This window comes from Occallatibacter riparius (assembly GCF_025264625.1).
Lineage (GTDB): Bacteria > Acidobacteriota > Terriglobia > Terriglobales > Acidobacteriaceae > Telmatobacter > Telmatobacter riparius.
Genome location: NZ_CP093313.1, coordinates 3,407,352 through 3,427,505 on the forward strand (window position 1 = coordinate 3,407,352; position 20,154 = coordinate 3,427,505).

The following is a 20,154-nucleotide window of genomic DNA, read 5'->3' on the forward strand; positions in this document are numbered from 1 at the left end:
TTTCCGTGCCGCGCATCCACTTTCAACAGCAACTCGCCGAACTGAAGGACAAGCTCCTCGCCATGGCGGCGCTTTCGCAGCAGGCCGTGGTGTCGGCGGTGGACGCGTATCTCCAGCGGGACGAAGGGCTTTGCGATTACGTACGCCAGAACGAGACGGCCATCAACACGGCCGAGCGCGAACTGGACGAGATGGCCTACGCATTGCTTTCGCGGGAGCAGCCGATGGCGATCGACTTGCGTTTTCTTCTGGCAGTGATCAAGATCAACGGGGATCTGGAGCGGATCGGCGATCAGTCGGTTGGCATTGCGCGGCGCACGCGCGACACGCTGCGCGTGGAACGCGTGGAGCTGCCGGTGGACTTTGCAACGATGGGCGAATGTACAACCCGGATGATCCGGTCAGCGATTCAGTCGCTGCTGGAAGGCGATGCGAGGCTGGCCGATCATGTGCGCGCGATGGATGACGAGGTGGATCGCCTGAACCGACGGGCGCACGCTGACCTGCTCGACTTGATTCAGAAGGATCCGGCGCACACGCAGCAGGCGATGAATGGATTGTTTGTCGCGCGATCACTGGAGCGGATCGCGGATCATGCGTCGAATATTGCGACGGACGTGATTTTCTGGATCCGCGGGGCGGATGTGCGGCACCAGTTGAGCGTGGCGATGGATTAGAAAAGCAGCCGTCAGCTTTCAGCTATCAGCAAAGAAACAGGCGCCATGTGAAGGCGCCTGTTGTTTTTGAGGAGCGAAGGCGTTTAGCGCGTGGATTCGTAGAGGAACCAGGCGCGGCGTTCGGCTTCGTCGATCCAGTTCTCAATCATGCTGGTGGTGGCGAAGTCGCTGGCCTGGCTGGTGATCTCGTGGGCCTCGCGCAGGTTGAGCGCGAGGGCCTGGTTGTCGTCGCGGAGTTCGCGCAGCATCTCTTCGGCGGGTACGAACGGCTTCTCGTTATCGTGGATGCGCTGCAGCTTTGAGATTTCGCCGATGGAACGAAGCGTGTTGCCGCCGATCTTGCGGACGCGTTCGGCGATGTCATCGCTGATGGCGAAGACCTGCGCGGCCTGCTCGTCGAGGAGCAGATGGTAATCGCGGAAATGGGGCCCGCTCATGTGCCAGTGGAAGTTCTTGGTTTTGATATAGAGGGCGAATACGTCAGCGAGCAATGAATTTAACGCGCGCGAGATGCTCTGCACCTGTTCCGGTGTGAAACCGCCGGGGGCGACAGTGTTGGCGTTTTGGACCGCCTGAGTGGCCATGCACTCTCCTTTCATTCAAGGCGGACGCGGGGGGAAAGCTTGTGCGACCGCCGTTTCTGAGATGCCTGGGAAAGCGGTTCGGTCGCGCTGATTGATTTCAAAGCGAAAAAAGCGGCGCCGCTGGATGCGGCGCCGCTTTGCTTCAGCTGAATTGAAGTTAGACCTTGATCACAGGATGGGTGGCGTAGTGCATGAGCACGGCTACTGCGCAGCTTGTGAGGCGAGTTTCCGCCGAGTCAGCGCGGCTGGTGAGGATTGCGGGCACGCGAGCGCCGAGAACCACGCCGGCCATCTGTGCGCCGCCCAGGTACTCGAGCTGCTTGGCGAGCATGTTGCCGCTTTCGAGGTCGGGAACGACGAGAATGTCGGCCTGACCGACCACGGGTGACTCGAGCTTCTTGATCTCTGCTGCGCGGGCGCTTACGGCGGTGTCGAAGGCGAGGGGGCCGTCCAGGATGCCGCCGGTGATCTGACCGCGGTCGGCCATTTTGCAGAGAGCCGCGGCGTCGAGGGTCGACTTGATCTTGGGGTTGACGGTCTCGACCGCGGAGAGCAGTGCAACCTTGGGCTCGGGGATGCCTAGCGCGTGGGCGAGGTCGATGGCGTTCTGGATGATGTGGACCTTGTCTTCAAGCTCGGGTGTGATATTGATGGCCGCGTCGGAGATGAGCAGGGTGCGGTCGTAGGCCGGGGTGTCCATGACGAACACATGGCTGATGCGGCGATTGGTGCGCAGGCCGGTGTCTTTGTTCATGGCGGCGCGCATCAGCTCGTCGGTGTGGAGGCTTCCCTTCATGATGGCCTGGGCGTTGCCGGAGCGGCACATGATGCAGCCGAGCTCGGCGGCCCTGGATTCGGTGTCGGCCTGGAGGATGGGGTAGTTGCTGATGTCTACGCCGATCTCGTCTGCCAGCGCCTTCATTTCGGCTTCGTCGCCGATGAGGGTGGGCTCGATCAGGCCTTCCTCGGCGGCTTCAATGGCGCCCCGCAGCGCGACGCTCGAAAGCGGCCAGACCACGGCGGTGGTGATTGCGGGCAGTTCCTTGCAACGCTCGAGGAAGTTGTGGAAGACGTGATAATCAGCCGGGTGGCCCACAAGTGGGTCAACGGCCACAGCCTCAGCAAGAGGCGCAAGATCGCTCATTGTTTGTTCTCTCCCGGCCGGCATACGAGTAATTATGCGGCCATCCGAGAACATTGTCTGCTGGAAGGGTGTTCAGAGCCTGTGCTGTCGGTCACACTGCGGACTTTGGTACTGGATTGCGGGACGCGCCCGGATTCCGGATTAGCAGTCATCCACCAGAGTCAAATAAGCCGCTTGTGAGTCTCTTCGTAGCCGAGCGATGTAGCGTGCTCGTGCTGTTAGCGTAAAGGGGAAACAGAGGGAGGGCTTCCTTGGAAGGGGAAAAGCGGAGTCAAGCAGGTGATCCGAACCTGATCCGGGTCTTTGATGAGTTTGGTCGCGAGCTTTTCATCACCAAGGAACATTGGCGGACGAGTGTGCTTCCAGGCTCTCTGAAGTCAGATTGGGATTATCCTGATCGGCTTTACGACCTCATCGCTGGTTCACTCAATGATGGACTTCACGCGGATGTGCTGGCTGCGGCTGAACACCTTTACAGGATTGATCCAAAACGGGATCGGGGTGCCTGTACGTACGGTGTTGTCCTGATGAAGAACAACCGGCTGGACGAGGCCGAATCTGTCTTCCGTTCGCATATCAAAGCTTATGGCGAGGAAGGATACATACTGACAAATCTCGCCAAGGTCTTGGCAGCTCGGAACGAAGGTCAAAAGGCTCTGGATACGCTCTGGCACGCGCTTGAACTCGATCCGAATCAGGACAACGGCCTCGTCTGGTACGCATCTATCCACCGTGAGCAGATCGGGCCGAGCGGCTGGGGGCAGGCTTTGAGTCGCGTAGCCGCGCTGCCAAACAGTTGGCGGGCACAAATGTGGTTGGCGAGAGAGGCGCTGGAACGGCAGAATCTGGCAAGCGCTCTTGCGTATTACGATCAGGCGCTGTCGAGGATTGGAGGCACGGTTCCTCACGACGTGTTGATGCAGATGAGCGGTGATCTTGGTAAGCACGGCTATCTGAAGGAGTCTATTCAACTGGCGGAGCCACGATTTGTGCCGCAGGTCCACGGCCTCGCTGTTGGCAACAACTTGATCAAAGCTCATCTCGACCTGGGGCAGACGGAAGATGCCAGAAGAATCCTGGACCAGCTTTACGGGCTTAAGCGTCCGGACTATATGAAGACCTTGAGTTTTTGGGACACCGAGATTGCAAAGGCCCGTCTAGCTCGACATTCTGCGCCGAATGCGTCGCAATTAGAGGTTACGATCGCCACAGTTGAGGGGCCCGTCTGGCTGAAGTCTGCGCCAGGAGAACTCTTCGCGGAGAAACCCTCGGATGCTCTCACAATTTGCATTTCTGGGCTCCACGGTTGAACAGCCCCAAAGGTCAGAGACTATCTTATTGCAGGTCGCAGACGCGCCGGGACGGCTCAGTCGGGCACTCCCGCTGTTCTTGGCTGAACAGGTCTGGTTCGAAACGACAGCGAATGTGAGTACTCTGGTTCCGTTCGTCATGAGCGGGCCCCGAGGGTTCATGCTATCCGGGGTTCCATGGCAAGCGCAGGATGCCGCTAGATATTCACTTCAAGGCTCAATTAGCGCCAGCTTTGTTGTGGTGACGCACATCAACGGTGCAACTGACCCTTGGACGCTAGACTTGCGCATTATTCGGTCATCGGATCACGAGGTTGTTGGCAAACTCAGTGCACCCCTGGATTATGCGAAACCGGAAGATAGCATTCCTGAGCTGGCAAGGCGAACCCTGTCACGGCTCACTGACTTGACCCCTGCGGGTTTTCAGAAGACTTCCGAGATGTACAAGGTTCCGACAGGGGCGCAATTTAGGTTCTATCTTCTTCGCCTGGAGCAACTGCTTGCGATTCGGTTGGCGGGGATGGAAGGCAATGGCTCGAACTTCTTGAATGGCGAGCGCGAGATTCTAGATGGCAACCTTCAGTTGTGTCTCGATTGCCCGAGCAATGTCATAGCTCGAATGCTGTTAGCGAAAACGACGCTTGCGATGAAGAGAATCCGCCCGGAGTTGATAACGGGGTTTAAAGACAAAGTCCTGCTGCTAAACAGGAAGAACCCTCTGGCTGAACCAGCGCGAAGCGTTCTCGATCGTTTGTTTGCGGAAGCGTTTGCGGTTTGATTCTCGCTTGCAATTTACGCGGAGGGGCCTCGAAAAGCTTCGTTGCGGCCTCACCGATGCGATTCGCCGGGAACCTTGAATTATTCCGACCGCAGCGCGCTGACTGGATTTACCACTGCGGCGCTGCGTGAGGGCAGGTAGCTGGCGATCCAGGCGATGGAGAGGATGCAGGCTGTTGCGAGGCCGTATGTCCAGGGATCCATGGCGCTCACCTTGAACAGCAGGGACGACATGAGGCGCAGGGCAACGGCGGCGATCACGATGCCCGAGACCGCGCCGATCCCCGCGAGTGTGAGGCCCTGGCGGACGAACATCGCGGTGAGCTGTTCGCGCTGGGCGCCGAGGGCCATCCGGATGCCGATTTCGCGCGTGCGCTGGGAAACGGCGTAAGAGATGACTCCGTATATACCGACGATGCCAAGCAGGAGAGCCATTCCACCGGCTACGCAGAGGATGACGAGCGTAAATGAAGTGCGGGCCATCGACTTGCGATAGAGCTGGTCGACGGTGTGGGTGTTGGCGAGCGGCAGATCGCCGTCCACCGACCACACGGCCTGTTGCACTTCGCTCATGAACGCGGCCGAGCCGGAGCGCGGTGAGCGGATGATGAAGTTGACGCCGCGGCGGATCATTTCCTTGTCGCCATTGAGGTTGTTTTGGAAGAGGGGCCAGTAGATGGCGGTGGGCGCGGGTTTGTCGACGCCGTCGTCGTAGATGGACTTTGCGACGCCGATGATCTCGCGGTAGTCCTCTGTATCGGTTTCGCGCACGCGCTTGCCGATGGCGTTCTGGGCGCTGCCCCAGTACTCCTTCGCGAAGTTTTCGCTGATGAGGACGACGGGGCGCTTCTGGAATTCGTCGTCCCAGGTGATGTCGCGGCCGGCGACGAGAGGAGAGCCAATGGTGGAGAAGAGTCCCGGGCCGATGAAGCGGAATCGACGCAGCGGAGGAAGTTCGCCCTGCTTATAAGTGTGGTCTTCGGCGGCGACGGGGTTGAACCATTGCGAGCCGTCCATGGGCACGGCGGTGGAGATACCGACTGATTGCACACCGGGCAGGGAGGCGAGCTTTTGCTGGATGGCCTGCTCGGTGCGCAGGACGCGCTCGGCCTGAGCGGCTGGAATTTGCGTGTCGGGGATCCAGACGAAGAAGGAGAGCAGGCTTTTCGGATCAGAGAAGCCCGGGGAGACTTGTATGAGCGCGCGGAAGGTGCGGATCATCAGACCCGAGCAGATAAGCAGCACAAGAGCCAATGCGACCTGCACCACGACGAGGGTCTTGCGCGCGCGATGGCGCTCGCGGCTCTGGCTGAGGGCGCGGCCGCCTTCGCGCAGGCCGGTGTTGAGGTGGACGCCGGAGAACTTGATGACGGGAATGATGCCGATGACGATGCTGACGAACAGAGCCAGTCCCATGGTGAACAGAAGGACAGGCAGATCGATTCCGATGTCGTGCAGGCGGGGCAGGCCGGTGGGCGCAGCGGCCACGAGGACACGGAGCGCCGCAAAGGCAAGGCCCAGTCCGATGAGGCTGCCGACGACGCTGAGGACAAGACTTTCGACGAGCAGGCCGAGGGTGATGTGTTTGCGGCTGGCGCCGAGGGCTGACCGGATCGAAAGCTCCTGGCGGCGGCCTTCGGCGCGCACCAACAGGAGGTTCGCGACGTTGGCGCAGGCTACCAAAAGCACCATGAGGATAGAACCCATGAGCACCCAGAGCACCTTGCCCACATCCCCGATGACGACCTTCTTGAGCGGCTTCAGGTTGGGCTGGAAGTGGGCAGACTCGAACATGGCGACGGGGTATCCGGGAGGCGGCGGGAAGGAGTGCAGAGCGATGGGGAGCATGCGCGCGATGTCGGCGCTCGCCTGTTCGAGGGTGACGCCGGGCTTGAGCCGCGCAATGCCGCTTTCGTTGAAGTTGCCGAGCATGGTCTTGCTGCGATCGAACTGAATGGGCACGAATACTGAGGCTTCGTAGTCATCTAAAAAGTGAAAGTCGCGCGGAAGGACGCCAATGATCTCGCGGGCTGTTCCGTCGATGGTCATGGTCTTGCCAATTGCAGAGTTCGATCCGCCAAAGCGCCGCTGCCAGTAGCCGTAGGAGAGGACGACGGTCTTGGCAGCGTTGGGCTGGTCATCCTGGCGGGTGAACAAGCGGCCGAGCATGGGCTTGACGCCAAGAAGGGGCAGAGTCCCATCGGTAACATCGATGCTCTCCAGATGCTCAGGGTGGCCGAAGCCCGTCACCGTCAGCGCATCGTAGCGGTAGCAGGCGATGTCCTGGAACGCGGTGTTGTGCTCGCGGTAGGTGAAGTACATGAACGCGGCCATGTCGATCTCAGGCAGGTTGACACCGGGCGCGCTGTGCCAGATTCCGATCAACTGGTCTGACTGGGGATAGCTGAGGGGCTGGAGGAGCACACCGTTGACCACGCTGAAGACGACGGTGTTGGCGCCGATTCCGATGGCCAACGTCAGGAGGGTGATGGCTGTGAACAGAGGAGCCTTCGCGAGTCGGCGGAAGACCTGCTTGAGCTGATCGGTAAAGAGTGCCATTCGATACCCCCTGGAGATATTTCAGGAATGCCATGCGGGTGGATCGCTGTTTGATACGCAAGGAGGCTGCGGCTGGTTCACTGGCGTGATCCCGGGCACATCGTGCCGAGGCAAGGATGGCCTAATTTTCGTCTCGGCAAGGGTTGTCGAGATGCGATAGGATTCTCTCGATTCCAGCCCCATGGTATCGGTCGCATTGACCGTTTTTCTCTCCTGATGTTGTGGGATTTTCAGGTCCGGTGATTACCAGTTTGAAGGGATAGAAAGTGAAAAAGACCTTCGGAACAATCATTCCTCTTTTTGCCAGCCTTCTTGTTACGGTTCTAACTGCCTGTGGCGGGGGAAGCGGAAGCAAAAATCCGCCTCCTCCGACTCCGACAACTCCGACCGTGACGGTCACGCCGGCTTCGAATCCGGTTACGGTCGCGCAGTCGCTTGCGGTGAAGGTGGCGGTATCGGGCTCGGGCGGTACGGCGACGGGAAGCGTAACGCTCAGCAGCGGCAGCTATACATCTGCCGCGACGGTGCTGAGTGCGGGCAGCGCCACTATTCAGATTGCGGCAGGGAAGCTAGCGGTTGGGACCGATACCCTAAGCGCGAGCTTCACGCCGGACTCGGCGGGTTCGTCGACCTATAACGCGGCCAGCGGAACGGCTAGCGTCATTGTGAATAAGGCGACGCCCGTGGTTACGGTAACTCCTGCGGTCTCGACCATTGTGCCGGGACGAGATTTGAGCGTGACGGTGGGCGTGAGCGGCGGCACTGGGGCACCGACGGCTACCGGCCAGGTAACTGTGGCTGTGGGGACGTACACCTCTTCGCCGGCTACTCTCTCGAATGGGAGCGCGGCGCTGACGATACCGGCGAGCGCATTGTCGAAGGGGAGCAACTCGATTTCAGCGGCCTTCGCGCCCGACTCGACTGGCCAGAACATTTACGAGACGGCGACTGGAACTGGATCGGTGATGGTTGGCGTCGTGACTCCCATGGTGACGGTGACGCCGGCTTCCACAACCGTCGATACGCAGACCCCGCTGAAGGTGACGGTGACAGTCGATGGCGGCAGCAGCAATCCCACGCCGACCGGTTCGGTGGTGCTGAGCAGCGGAAGCTATACGTCGGGTGCGGCCACGCTTGCGAGCGGTAAGGCGACCATCGATGTTCCTGCGGGCTCGCTTGCAGGGGGTAGCGCGACTCTCAGCGTGGCCTACACGCCGGATGCGGGTAGTGCGGCTAATTTCGGCGCAGCTACCGGGTCAGCCAAAGTCACGGTATCGAAGATTACGCCGACGGTTACGGTGACGCCGGCTTCGACGAGTATCCGGTCTGACCAGGACCTCAAGGTGACGGTAGCGGTGGCCGCACCCACGGGCGATGCGATGCCGACCGGGTCTGTTGTTCTGAGCAGCGGTGCTTACAAGTCAAGCTCGACTGTGCTGGCTTCGGGGAGTGCGACGATCGATGTTCCGGCGGATACATTTACTGCTACAAGCGTGACGCTGACGGCGGCCTACACGCCTGACTCGGCGAGCGTCGGAATTTACAACAGCGCGAGCGGGACCTCCGCGGCGATTGCGGTAACAGCCGTGACGTCGGTTTCGATCAACCAGGCCGTGAGCGGACCGAAGGTCACGGATCAACTGTTGGGCATGAATCTTGCGGACTGGTACGATCCGACCGATCCGGCGATTCTGCCGGCCTTCAAGGCCGCAGGGATCAAGGCGGTTCGGTGGCCGGGTGGATCGTGGTCTGACAACTACCACTGGGAAAAGAACATGTTGTGCTACAGTCCAACTGCCGGTGCGCCTTTGCAGCCGGGCGGGTGGGCGCATCCCAACGGTACTTATGACAAGTTCATCAATGACGTAGAGATTCCGGGCGGGCTTGACGTTGCTCTCACGGCCGACTACGGGACTGACGCGACATGCACCAAGGGCGGCGATCCCACCGAGGCCGCGGCATGGATCACCTTTGCCGAGAAGAACGGCGGTAAGGTGAGCCATATGACGGTCGGCAACGAGAATTACGGGTCGTGGGAAACCGATCTGCACGCGAAGCCGAACGATCCGACGACCTACGCCACAGCGGTCGCGACGGGCTTCTATCCCGATATCAAGGCCGTTGATAAGAACGTGCCGGTGGGGGTGGTGGTGAACCCGGGGAATGTGCCCGACTGGGACACCATCGTTCTGGCTAACGCCAAGTACGATTTTGTGGAGTATCACTTCTATCCGCAGGGCCCCGGACAGGAGAGCGACACGTACATCACGCAGCAGGCGGCGCAGGAATTGACCAAGCAGGTCGAGACACTGAAAGCTGAGCTGAAGACGGCCGGGAAGCCTGATATGCCGATCTACGTGGGCGAAGTCGGGTCAGTCTATACGAATCCGGGAAAGCAGAGCTGGTCGATCACGCAGGGCTTGTATGCAGGCCAGGCGCTGGGCGAGATGATGAACGAAGGCGTCTCGCGGCTGACGTGGTGGATCGGTTTCGGTGACTGCAATCAGGACGACAAAGGCAAGGCGCTCGGCAACATGAGTTCGTCACTCTATGGATGGCAGACCTTCGGCGCGTATAACGTGTTTTCTGACGGGCCCAGCGACGGACCTTGCGGCGTTGGATCAGGCCCGGCGGGGACCATGTCTCCGACGGCGCGGGCGTTCCAGTTGTTCAGCAACGTCGCGGTGAACGGCGAAAGCGTGCTGACGCCTACGGTAGCGGGCGACATCACCAATGTGCGCGCCTATGCGGCGACGCATAGCGGGGGCACCGCACTGGTCTTGTTCAACCTGAACGGCACTGCGAGCGAAGATGTGAAGATAACGTTGTCGGCGCAGAGCTCGAGTTCAGACGTGCAGGTGATCACCTATAGTAAGGCCATCTACGACACCTCGAAGAATGGCAAGTGGGATCCTCCGGTGACGAAGGATATGGGCCCGCAGAGCCTGCCGGTGAAACTCACGCTGGATCCTTGGAGCATGAATGTGGTGATCATCAAGTAAGTGATCAAGTGATCAAGTGATCAGGTGGTGGATAGTGGGCGGCATTGCTCACTTGCCCACCACCAGTAGCGTTACTTTATTGCGACGATCATCGAGTCGGGTCCGACGAGGTGCTCCACATACGCCTCGCGGAAGCCGGCTTCCTTCATCCACGAGATGCCATCGGCGCCGGTGTAGTCGAATCCGCCGTTGGTCTCGATGAGCATGTTGAGACTCATTAGCAGGCCGAAGGCGTTCTTGCGGCGATCGTCGTCGATGATGCAGTCATATGCGAGGAACGCGCCGCCTTGCGGAAGCGCCTCATAGGCTTTGCGTACCAGCATTCGCTTCTGTTCCAGGTCCCAGTCGTGGAGGATGTGGCCCATCATCACGACGTCTGCCTTGGGCAGGGGCTGGTCGAAGAAGCTGCCGCCCTGGAACTTCACACGCTCGGCAAGCCCATTGGCTGCGATGTATTCCTCGAAAACGGGGGCGACCTCGGGCAGATCGAAGCCGATGCCCATCAGATGCGAATTCTTGAGCAGCACCTGGGTGAGCAAGTCGCCCTGGGCGGGGCCGATGTCGACGACGGTCTGGTACTTGCTCCACTGGAACTTGGCAGCGATGGCCATGTTCGCACCGCGACTTACGCCGGTCATACCGCGCAGGAAGACTTTGAGACGTTCGGGGTCGGCGTAGAGAGCCGAGAAGATGTCGGGCTCGCCGCGCGAGGCCTCGTTTTGCGGCTGGCCGGTGCGGAGGGCGGTCGTCAGGTGGTTCCAGTGATGGAAGAGGCGGCGGTTGGCCATCTCAAGAATGCCGCCGACATACGACGGCTTGTGCTTGTCGAGGAATAGATCAGTGGATGGCGTGTTGGAATACACGTCGCCGGAGCGATCGAGGAAGCCGAGAGCGACGAGCGTATCGAGGAAGTCACGGGACGAGCGGGGATGCAGGCCGAGGCGGCCGGCGAGCGAGTCCAGGCTCTCAGGACCCCGAGCAAGCTCGGTGAAGACTTCCATTTCGACTGCGCTGAGGAGGGTCTTGGATGCGAAGAAAGCGAGGCCTGTCTGCAGGATATGTTGAGGGCTGGGGGCGGCGGTTGCAGCGTTTATTTCGGCCGCGGGTTCGACGGTGGCTGCGCACATAGGGATGTGTCCTTTCATTTGGCTGGGAAGATTCCCGTTCGACAGTAGGGAAGTAAGCTAGTTCCCGAGGCGTAAAAGTATTTGGGTTCCGCATCTGGGGAAGTCTGGCTATGTGCGGATGCAAGCGAGTGTAGTCGCGGGCTGGGTTACGCGTCCATGATTATTCTTGCGGAGGGCACTCACGCCGTTTGCATTCCCTGCGGCGGCCCTAAGCTGATATGCTGCGGACGCTCAGGAAAACCGATTTAGGAGTGCGAATTTATGTGGTTCCTTGGAATGGATGTGGGCACGGGCGGCACGCGCGCCGTAATCGTTGACGCCAACGGAAAGCTGGTCAGTGGAGCTTCCAGCGAGCACGCGCCCTTCCGCACTCCTCACCCCGGCTGGGCGGAGCAGGACCCGGAAGACTGGTGGCGCGCCGCACAGGAGGCGATCCGGGCGGCCATTGCCGCCGCGCCCGAGCCGCGGGAACCGATTGCAGCCCTGGGCCTGACCGGCCAGATGCACGGCGCGGTGATGCTGGATGAGAACGGCGCAGTGCTGCGGCCCTCGCTGATCTGGTGCGACACGCGCACGCAGCCCGAGTGCGACTGGCTTCACCAGAAGATCGGCTACGAGAAGCTTATTGAGCTTACGTGCAATCCGGCACTGCCCAACTTTACGCTGACTAAGCTGCTGTGGGTGAAGACGCATGAGCCTGAGATCTTCGCGAAGATTCGCCACATCATGTGCCCCAAGGATTATGTGCGCTATCGGCTCACGGGCGAGTTCGCCATCGATGTGCAGGAGGCCTCGGGCACGCTACTGCTGGACGTGACGCATCGGCGCTGGTCGCGCGAAGTGGCCGAGGCAGCCGGTATTCCGATGGGATGGCTTCCGCAGGTGTACGAATCGCCGGAGGTTTGCGCGAAGATCAGCGACACCGCCGCCGGGCTTACCGGTCTCGCTGCCGGAACGCCCGTTGTGGCGGGCGCGGGCGATCAGGGTGCGGGCGCGGTGGGCATGGGTATTCTGCAGCCTGGTTCGGTCTCGGCGACGATCGGCACGTCGGGCGTGGTGTTTGCAGCGACGGCTGAGCCGACCAAGGATCCCAAGGGGCGTCTGCACACGTTCTGCCACGCGGTTCCGGGGGTGTGGCATGTGATGGGGGTGACGCAGTCTGCAGGCTTGAGTTTGCAGTGGCTGCGCAACACGTTCTTTGCCGGCCAAAGCTACGACGCGCTTAGTGAAGCAGCGGCGAAGATTCCCGCGGGTAGCCAGGGTCTGGAGTGGGCTCCATATCTGCTGGGAGAGCGCACGCCGCATCTCGACCCTGAAGTGCGCGGTGCGTTCGCGGGCATTCACAGCTCGCATACCGCGGCACACTTTACGCGTGCGGTGCTCGAGGGAGTAGCTTATTCGCTGCAGGATACATTCACGCTTTTTGCTGAACTGGGCATTCCGGTTAGCGGTATAAGGCTCGGTGGAGGCGGCGCGCGCGGTCCGCTGTGGCGGCGCATCCAGGCGGGTATCTACGGCCATGCGGTCGAGATTCTCACCGCAGAAGAGGGCGGCGCATTCGGTTGTGCTCTGATGGCCGGGGTGGGCGTGAATCACTGGGCGAATCTCGACCAGGCCTGCGGGCAGGCCATTGAGGTTGCGCAGCGGATCGAGCCTGATCCTGCGGATCGGGCTGCCTATGAGCCGGGCTACGCGAAATGGCGCGAGTTGTATCCTGCGCTGCGCAGCCTGCGATAGCGCTCTTGTCGATCCTACGGCTCCTCGCCTAATGTGGTTGCACGCGCGCACCGCCCGGTGCCGTGCCGAGGAGCCCCGGATGTCTGTTGCCGCAGCGCAAGCTTCATCCCCCATGCAAGCCGGCCAGGCCGAAACCACCATCACTGCGCCGCCTGCCGCGTCGAGTCTGATCCGCAACGTCGCGGTCGACGCTTATCGCGGACTGGTGATGCTGCTGATGATGGGCGAGGTGCTGCGCTTCGCCGAAGTATCGCGCGCATTTCCGGACAGCACCTTCTGGCGCATTCTGGCGTGGAACCAGACCCACGTGGAATGGGCCGGCATGAGCCTCCATGACACGATTCAGCCGGGCTTCACATTTCTTGCCGGAGTGGCGCTGCCGTATTCGATCCGCAGCCGCCAGCGCAAAGGCGAGAGCTTCGGACGCATGCTGTTTCACACCATTTGGCGCAGCGTACTCCTCATCGCGCTCGGGATCTTCCTGCGGTCTACGGAAGGGCCGATCACCTACTTCACGTTCGAGGACACTCTGACGCAGATTGGGCTGGGGTATACCTTCGCGTTTCTGCTAGCTTTTGCGAAGCCGCGGTGGCAATGGATCGCGACCGCGTCGATTCTTTTTGCGTACTGGCTCGCGTGGGCGCTCTATCCAGCACCAGGTGCAAATTTCGACTGGGCTGCTGTTGGCGTTCCCAATGACTGGCATCAGCACTTGTACACAGGATTTGCGGCGCACTGGAATAAGAACAGCAATCTTGGGCAGGCCTTCGACGTGTGGTTCCTCAACCTGTTCCCGCGCACCAGTCCGTTTCGATTTAATGGCGGCGGCTATCTCACGCTAAGCTTCATTCCCACGCTTGGGACCATGCTGCTGGGGTTGATCGGGGGTCGGTGGTTTGTGGAGGCCGCGCCGAAGATTCCGCTGCGCAAATTCCTGCTCGCCGCTGCTGGTCTAATTGCGCTCGGCTGCCTGTTTCACTTCACCGGAATCTGCCCGATTGTTAAGCGTATATGGACACCGTCGTGGACGCTGTTCTCGGGCGGGGTCTGCTTCCTGTTCCTCAGCGCGTTTTCGTGGATTATTGACATGAAGGGCTATCGGCGCTGGGCGTTCCCGCTCGTCGTGGTGGGCATGAACTCGATCGCGGCCTACCTCATTGCGCATCTTTGGGAGGACTTTACACAGAAGAGCTTCCAAATTCATCTGGGCGCGCGGGTGCTGAATATGTTCGGCACGGCGCTGGAGCCTCTGTTTCTTGGAGCTCTGATGCTAAGCGCGTATTGGGTCGTTCTCTACTGGATGTACCGGCGCAAAATCTTCCTGCGCATCTGAGCGGAACTCTTTTCACAACGTGTGAGAAGGCCGCACGATGCCGCTCGCCGTGCTGGTGTTGCTTCGCGTATCAGCGGTTTGCAGCCATGTGTCCCACGAAGTGAACAAATCTTCATCCGCGCTCTAAGCACGTTTCTAAATGCATCCCGTCCAAGCACTGAACCATCCTTCCCCTCAGGAGGTCTTGTCGCTTGCGCATAACAGCCCGTGCACCCAAGTGGGCACTATTAACAATAGGATTACTTCTCGCTAATTTCGGGGTGCATGTCCATGCGCAGTCAGATCGGTCCAACCGTGACGCCGCGTTTGCTCTTCCCGATGCTCCTCAGGCGCAGCAGACGGCGCAGGAGCAGCCAGTCGCCGATCAGCAGCCATCTGCGACTGCCACTCTGTCCGGCACGGTTGTTGACACGAACGGCGCTGTCATTCAAGGCGCCCGCATTACTGTGCGCAGCAGGTCCGGTGCAGAAGCACATACTGTTGCCACCGGTGGCGACGGCCAGTTCGTATTCAGCGGTATACCTGCGGGACACTATGATGTGACTGCCACCGGCGAAGGGATGTCGACCTATACCTCGCCGGAGGTCGATCTCGGCCCCGGCACCGTGCGGATCATGCCTGCCATTCAACTGCGCATTGAAGCCGCAAGCACCAGCGTTACCGTTACTGCCGATTCCGAACAAATCGCGGAGCAGCAGGTACAGATTGCCGTGCAGCAGCGCGTGCTCGGAGTCGTTCCGAACTTCTACACCACCTACGACTGGAACGCGCCTCCCATGCGCGCCAAGCAGAAGTTCAAGCTCAGCCTGCACTCCATGTTCGATCCCACTGCGTTTGTCATCATCGCGGGCGTGGCCGGAGCCGAGCAGTACAAGGATGTGTACCCCGGCTTCGGCGGTGGCTGGGAAGGATACGGCAAGCGCTATGGCGCGACGTTCGCCAACCACGTCAGTGACCAGTTCTTCGCGCATGCCCTCTATCCGTCGCTCTTCCACCAGGACCCGCGCTACTTCTACAAGGGGAAGGGCAGTGTGAGGTCGCGCGCGATGTATGCAATGTCGGCTGCTGTCATTGCTCGCGGAGACGACGGTCGATGGAAGCCGAACTACTCGAGCGTGCTGGGCAAATTCACTTCGGGAGCGCTATCCAATCTTTATTTTCCCGAATCTGACCGCGGGGCTCACCTGGTGTTCTTCAACGCGCTCACGGAACTCGGCACCGATGCTGTCGAGAATCTCCTCGAAGAATTTGTACTCAAGCCCCTCACGTCGCACGCACCGAAGGAGCATGACCAGCCGTAATCAGATGCCGGTTCCACCGGACTCGGCCGGCGCGCTGCCGCCGTTGTCCTGCTGCATGCCCATTTTGTGCTCGTAGACGAGGTTGCCGCCGAGGTGTGCTGACAAGGCCACCACGGCAAACCCTATGCCCGCCAGTGCGCGGCCGTTGTTGCGGTTGCGCTTGCGCACGCATGCGGATGCCGTGAAGAGCGCGGTGGCTCCGATGTTGAGGAGCGCATGCACAGCGCCCACCCGGCGCGGGCGTGGCTCGTCGATGTAGGCCCAGTCCGCTAGACCCGCGGCCGCTGAAGCGATTGCACCCAGCAGGCCCAGCCAGAGCGTGGCGTCTGCCGCTGCGTCCATGCCGCGGCCGGGGCACATGGCGGAGAGAGAGTCCAGCGTTACGGTCGCGGTCCAAGCCCCCACTGGCACATCAGTGATCGCGGAATGCAGCGGCTCGTGCAGCCACTCGCCCTGCAGAAATGACCGCACGCGATCGCCCGCAGGCCCCATCAGCTCAAAACTCGAGTGAATGGCTCCCTGAGCGGTCTTCTCTACTTCGGGACGAATCCAGTCCTGCCGCTCGGCCCAGCGCGCAACCGGGTCCTTGCTCACCGCAATCTCGTCTGCCATATCGCCTCCCGCGTTCTTTGATGCTGAATCTGTAATAGGAACAGCATTCTGCACAACGGTGTCTTGCTGTGGGAGCATCCTAAGGCTTGCGGCGGAGAGGCTCCCGCGATACTGCTGAGACCCTGGTGATGGCCCGCAAATCTGCGCAAACGACTGCCGACAGCGCCTTCCGGCACGAGCTACTGCCGCTTGTGCAAGCTGTGGCGGAGCACCGCCTGATTCTTTTTGTTGGGGGAGGCGTGTCGCAGAACCTTGGTGTTCCGGACTTCAAAACACTTGTCCATCACATGGCATCGGATCTCGGCTTCGCTGGCAATTACAGCGTTGCCGACTACTCAGTGGTGGCCGAAGCCTATCTGGTTAAGCACGCACAACTCGGCGCGCTGCGCAGTTGGATGGACACGAATTGGCATCCGTCCTCGATCAACATCGCGAAGTCAGAGTTGCACAATCTAATCGTCGATCTCGATTTCCCCGTGATCTATACGACCAATTACGATCGGTGGCTCGAGAAGAGTTTCGAGGGCCGCCGAAAGCCCCTCCACAAGGTGACGAACACTGCGGACCTGACGGTACCGGCCGATGGGCGCACCGAGATCATCAAGTTTCATGGCGATCTGGAGGACGACGATTCGCTCGTGCTTACGGAGAGCAGCTACTTCCAGCGGATGCTGTTTGAAACTCCGCTGGATATTCGGCTGCGGTCGGACTCGCTTGCGCGCCCCCTGCTTTTCGTCGGGTACAGCCTGCATGACGTGAACACGCGTTACCTGTTATTCCGGCTGCAGGAATTGTGGAAGAACTCGCCGCATGCGAGCCATCGCCCTATGTCTTACATCCTGATGACGGAGCGCAACCAAGCTCAGGAGATTGTGCTCAAGAGCCGTGGGGTTCTGCCCATTGCACTTGATGAGCGCGACCCCGGGCGTGCAACCACTGTGTTCCTTCGCGATCTGCTCAGGGAGGTTCGGCGCCTGCGACGCCGGAACCGACGTGGATGAGCCGGGCCGGCGAACAGGCTGTGTGCTCCGATTAAGATGGAAGCATGTGCTCACCCCTGGCAGCCTTTTGCCTTGCCGCCGTGCTGGTTCTATCCGGCTGCGGGTATCACACGCTGGGGTCGGCCACGCATCTGGCGCCGGATGTGCGGACATTGTCGGTTCCTCAATTTGCCACACGCACAGAGGCGTATCACACGGAGACAGTGATGACGCAGGCTGTTATCCGCGAGTTTGCCACGCGTACACGGCTGCACGTCACGCCTTCCAGCAGCGGCGAACCAGACGCGGTTCTGCATGGCACGATCCTGCAGCAGACGATTACCCCGCTTACGTACAACACGACCACGCAGCAGTCGTCGAGCTTTCTTATCACGATTGTCGTGTCGGTCACGCTGACGGGTCACGATGGCCGCGTACTCTACGAGAACAAGAACTACGTCTTCCGGCAGCAGTATCAATCCACTACTGACCTTGCGAGCTTCATCGACGAGAGCCCGGCGGCAGAAGAGCGGCTGAGTCGCGACTTCGCGCGCGCGCTGGTGGCCGACGTGATCGAAGGCCTCTGAGCACGAATTAGCTTCGGCTATTCATAGCGGAGCGCCTTGACCGGATCGAGCCCAGCCGCGCGGCGTGCGGGTAGCCAGCAGGCGATGATCCCCACAGTTATCAGTACTCCGGCGACGGTGAGGAAGACCGTTGGATCCTTTGTAGCCACGCCGAACGGAAGTGCACCCAGCAGGCGTACGGCGGGGATGGCCAGGGCCATGCCGAGGATCAGTCCCAGGCCAATCTGCCACAATCCGCGCTTCATCACCAGCATGAGGATGTTACGGACACTGGCGCCCAGAGCCATGCGCACGCCGATCTCCTGTGTGCGGCGGCTGCCGGCATGTGCGATCACCGCGTAGATGCCTACCGAGGCCATGATCAGGCCGATCAGCGCAAAGGTGCCGAAAACTTTCCCAAACACGCGCAGAAACCATGTCTGGTGCTCAAGGGAGGCGCTCAGCGTAGAGACGTCTCGCAACGGCAGCTCGGGATCCATGCTCTGCACCACGCCGCGAATCGCCGATGTCGGATCGCCTGAAGACTCCACCGCGATGGTCCTGCTCCCCCAGCCCCTCTGCCGGTAGGGCACAAAGATCAGCGGCTTCGGATCGTTCGAGATCAGCTCCTGGACGATATTGACAGAAACCCCCACCACCGTCACCCACTCCGTCGGCTTGTTGTCTTCTTCGAACAGCCGGAAACGCTTGCCGACCGGGTCCTGGCCCGGCCAGAAGTGCGCTGCCGTCTCCCGCGTCACGACAGCCGCAAAGTGATGCGATGCTCCATCCGTTTCGTTGAAGTCGCGGCCCTCGACGAGCGGCAGGTGGATCGTCTCGAAATAACCCGGCGAGAGCACCAGGTAAGACACCCACGGCCGCCGTCCCGGTTCGCCAATGGGCTGGCCCTCCAGCTCCATCTGCTGTCGCGCGGCGCCCATCCCTGGAGGCGACAACGTCAGCGCAGCATGACTCACGCCCGGGAGCGCCCTCAACCGTGGCAGCAACTGATCGTAGAACCGCAGCCGTGCATCGTTGTCCTTGTAGCGCGTCTCGGGTAGATCGATCCGCGCCGTCGTCAAGTGCGTAGCAGGTACTGAGGGATTGATCTCCAGGCTCGCCAGCAGGCTCCGCACAAACACGCCAGCTCCGGAAAGAAGTACGAGCGTAAGCGCGAACTGGAAGACAACCAGGGTGCCGGTGAGCCATCCCTCGCGCTGCCGGCCAACGGTGCGAGCGCCATCTTTCAGCATATTGTTGAGATTGGCGCGCGCGGCGCGTAAGGCCGGGGCCGTGCCAAAGAGCAAGCCACTGAAGATGCATAGTCCGGCAAAGTAAGCGAATGCTATCCAGTCGGGGGTGAACGCGATCCACGAAGGCCGGATGTCGCGGGTAGCCAGATCGAACCAGTGCACGCCAAAAGCCGCAAGGCCAAATCCAGCGAGCCCGCCGAGAACGCTGAGCACAACGCTTTCGATCAGGAGCTGCCGAACGACGCGCCACCGCGAGGCGCCAAGCGCGGTGCGAATTGAGATTTCGCGGTTGCGCGTGAGCGCGCGGCTCAGCATCATGTTGGCAACATTGGCGCAGGCGATCAGGAGGACAAAGCCAACGGCCGCGAGCATCAGCAGGAAGATCACACGAATCCCCCCGCCGTTGTAGCGCTCGTGAAAGGTTTGAACGCTGGCGGAGAGATCCTTGTCGGCGGGGTACTGCGCGGCGAGCCGATGGGCGATGCCATCCAGTTCGACCGATGCCTGGTGTTCGCTCACACCCGGCTTGAGGATCGCGAAACCCGTCAGGCTGTGATTGTCGCGTTTCTCCAACTCCGGCGTGGGCACGAGCGGAATCCACATGTCCACTCCGCTGGGGAACTTGTATCCCTCCGGCATCACGCCGATGATCGTGGCGGGTTCGGCATTGACGCGAACCGGCCGGCCGATGATATTGGGGTCGCTGCCGTAACGGTCTTTCCAGATGCCATAGCCGATGACGGCCACCGGGCTGGCTCCTGGCTGTGTGTCGGTTGCGGTAAAACCGCGACCCAAGATGGGGCTGGCATGCAGCATAGAGAAGATGCCGGCGGTCGCGCGCTGCAGATGATAGGGCTGCGGGGGGAGTCTGTTTTCGCTGAGGACCGCTTCTTCATCGATGGCAGCTTCAAAGGCCTCGAATGAAGAGGATTGTGCGCGATAGTCTCGAAATGCGGGTAGAGACATGCCCACCGGATTCTCGTTCGGGGCGGGATTGCGGTTGATGACAGAGACCAGGCGCGCGCCTCCCGGCACAGGCACAGGCTTGAACAGAACGGCGTTGATCAACGTGAACACCATGGCGTTCAGACCAATGCCGAGAGCCAGCGTGACCACCACGGCGGCCGAGAACCACCGATGTGACCAGATCATCCGCAAGGCAAAGCGCAGGTCGTTTCTCATAGAGACCTCC

Annotated in this window: 15 protein-coding genes; 9 read left to right on the plus strand and 6 right to left on the minus strand. The window is 60.7% G+C overall.

Features of this window, described 5'->3' with window-relative positions:
- Positions 1–5 precede the first annotated feature (5 nt).
- Positions 6–677 (plus strand): phosphate signaling complex protein PhoU, encoded by a 672-nt coding sequence (gene phoU / locus MOP44_RS13770; protein WP_260790469.1) that lies wholly within the window; start codon positions 6–8, stop codon positions 675–677.
- An 83-nt stretch (positions 678–760) separates the two neighbouring features.
- Here the strand turns inward: phoU and MOP44_RS13775 are convergent, their stop codons facing one another.
- Both MOP44_RS13775 and MOP44_RS13780 read right to left on the minus strand, forming a co-directional pair.
- On the minus strand, positions 761–1,261 hold the full coding sequence (locus MOP44_RS13775; RefSeq protein ID WP_260790471.1) for a Dps family protein: 501 nt from the start codon (positions 1,259–1,261) through the stop codon (positions 761–763).
- 157 nt (positions 1,262–1,418) lie between these two features.
- On the minus strand, positions 1,419–2,405 hold the full coding sequence (locus MOP44_RS13780; protein ID WP_260790472.1) for a bifunctional enoyl-CoA hydratase/phosphate acetyltransferase: 987 nt from the start codon (positions 2,403–2,405) through the stop codon (positions 1,419–1,421).
- A gap of 251 nt (positions 2,406–2,656) precedes the next feature.
- On the opposite strand from MOP44_RS13780, the gene MOP44_RS13785 reads away from it, so the two are divergent.
- Positions 2,657–3,715: a tetratricopeptide repeat protein gene (locus MOP44_RS13785; RefSeq protein WP_260790473.1), complete on the plus strand. Its 1,059-nt coding sequence runs from the start codon at positions 2,657–2,659 to the stop codon at positions 3,713–3,715.
- A 79-nt stretch (positions 3,716–3,794) separates the two neighbouring features.
- Positions 3,795–4,493: a hypothetical protein gene (locus MOP44_RS13790; RefSeq protein WP_260790474.1), complete on the plus strand. Its 699-nt coding sequence runs from the start codon at positions 3,795–3,797 to the stop codon at positions 4,491–4,493.
- Between the two features lie 80 nt (positions 4,494–4,573).
- Here MOP44_RS13790 and MOP44_RS13795 read toward each other — a convergent pair whose 3' ends face one another.
- Positions 4,574–7,051: an ABC transporter permease gene (locus MOP44_RS13795; protein WP_260790475.1), complete on the minus strand. Its 2,478-nt coding sequence runs from the start codon at positions 7,049–7,051 to the stop codon at positions 4,574–4,576.
- Between the two features lie 389 nt (positions 7,052–7,440).
- Between MOP44_RS13795 and MOP44_RS13800 the strand changes: the two genes are divergently transcribed.
- Positions 7,441–10,053, plus strand: a complete 2,613-nt coding sequence (locus MOP44_RS13800; protein ID WP_260790476.1) for a hypothetical protein — start codon at positions 7,441–7,443, stop codon at positions 10,051–10,053.
- A gap of 71 nt (positions 10,054–10,124) precedes the next feature.
- Here MOP44_RS13800 and MOP44_RS13805 read toward each other — a convergent pair whose 3' ends face one another.
- Positions 10,125–11,198 (minus strand): acetylserotonin O-methyltransferase, encoded by a 1,074-nt coding sequence (locus MOP44_RS13805; protein ID WP_260790477.1) that lies wholly within the window; start codon positions 11,196–11,198, stop codon positions 10,125–10,127.
- 243 nt (positions 11,199–11,441) lie between these two features.
- Here MOP44_RS13805 and xylB point away from each other — a divergent pair, with 243 nt between their 5' ends.
- The 3 genes from xylB to MOP44_RS13820 all read left to right on the plus strand — a co-directional run bounded on the left by xylB (position 11,442) and on the right by MOP44_RS13820 (position 15,551).
- Positions 11,442–12,917 carry a xylulokinase gene (gene xylB / locus MOP44_RS13810; protein WP_260790478.1) on the plus strand — a complete coding sequence of 492 codons (1,476 nt, stop codon included), beginning with the start codon at positions 11,442–11,444 and terminating at the stop codon, positions 12,915–12,917.
- A 79-nt stretch (positions 12,918–12,996) separates the two neighbouring features.
- Positions 12,997–14,250: an acyltransferase family protein gene (locus MOP44_RS13815; RefSeq protein ID WP_260790479.1), complete on the plus strand. Its 1,254-nt coding sequence runs from the start codon at positions 12,997–12,999 to the stop codon at positions 14,248–14,250.
- Positions 14,251–14,510: 260 nt separating this feature from the next.
- On the plus strand, positions 14,511–15,551 hold the full coding sequence (locus tag MOP44_RS13820) for a carboxypeptidase-like regulatory domain-containing protein (protein WP_260790480.1): 1,041 nt from the start codon (positions 14,511–14,513) through the stop codon (positions 15,549–15,551).
- On the opposite strand, the gene MOP44_RS13825 is transcribed toward MOP44_RS13820, so the two are convergent.
- On the minus strand, positions 15,552–16,163 hold the full coding sequence (locus MOP44_RS13825) for a DUF2231 domain-containing protein (RefSeq protein ID WP_260790481.1): 612 nt from the start codon (positions 16,161–16,163) through the stop codon (positions 15,552–15,554). It abuts the gene before it with no gap.
- 128 nt (positions 16,164–16,291) lie between these two features.
- On the opposite strand from MOP44_RS13825, the gene MOP44_RS13830 reads away from it, so the two are divergent.
- Positions 16,292–17,164, plus strand: a complete 873-nt coding sequence (locus tag MOP44_RS13830) for an SIR2 family protein (protein ID WP_260790482.1) — start codon at positions 16,292–16,294, stop codon at positions 17,162–17,164.
- 44 nt (positions 17,165–17,208) lie between these two features.
- Entirely contained in the window at positions 17,209–17,730 is a 522-nt protein-coding gene (lptE, locus tag MOP44_RS13835) for an LPS assembly lipoprotein LptE (protein WP_260790483.1), read from the plus strand.
- 17 nt (positions 17,731–17,747) lie between these two features.
- Here the strand turns inward: lptE and MOP44_RS13840 are convergent, their stop codons facing one another.
- Positions 17,748–20,144, minus strand: coding sequence for an ABC transporter permease (locus tag MOP44_RS13840; protein ID WP_260790484.1), 2,397 nt, complete (start codon positions 20,142–20,144; stop codon positions 17,748–17,750).
- Positions 20,145–20,154: the final 10 nt, after the last annotated feature.

Coding starts and splice junctions, on each gene's coding strand:
- MOP44_RS13775 (WP_260790471.1), bottom strand. CDS start 1,261: ATGGCCACTCAGGCGGTCCAAAACGCCAACACTGTCGCCCCCGGCGGT.
- MOP44_RS13780 (WP_260790472.1), bottom strand. CDS start 2,405: ATGAGCGATCTTGCGCCTCTTGCTGAGGCTGTGGCCGTTGACCCACTT.
- MOP44_RS13795 (WP_260790475.1), bottom strand. CDS start 7,051: ATGGCACTCTTTACCGATCAGCTCAAGCAGGTCTTCCGCCGACTCGCG.
- MOP44_RS13805 (WP_260790477.1), bottom strand. CDS start 11,198: ATGAAAGGACACATCCCTATGTGCGCAGCCACCGTCGAACCCGCGGCC.
- xylB (WP_260790478.1), top strand. CDS start 11,442: ATGTGGTTCCTTGGAATGGATGTGGGCACGGGCGGCACGCGCGCCGTA.
- MOP44_RS13815 (WP_260790479.1), top strand. CDS start 12,997: ATGTCTGTTGCCGCAGCGCAAGCTTCATCCCCCATGCAAGCCGGCCAG.
- MOP44_RS13825 (WP_260790481.1), bottom strand. CDS start 16,163: ATGGCAGACGAGATTGCGGTGAGCAAGGACCCGGTTGCGCGCTGGGCC.
- MOP44_RS13830 (WP_260790482.1), top strand. CDS start 16,292: ATGGCCCGCAAATCTGCGCAAACGACTGCCGACAGCGCCTTCCGGCAC.
- lptE (WP_260790483.1), top strand. CDS start 17,209: ATGTGCTCACCCCTGGCAGCCTTTTGCCTTGCCGCCGTGCTGGTTCTA.
- MOP44_RS13840 (WP_260790484.1), bottom strand. CDS start 20,144: ATGAGAAACGACCTGCGCTTTGCCTTGCGGATGATCTGGTCACATCGG.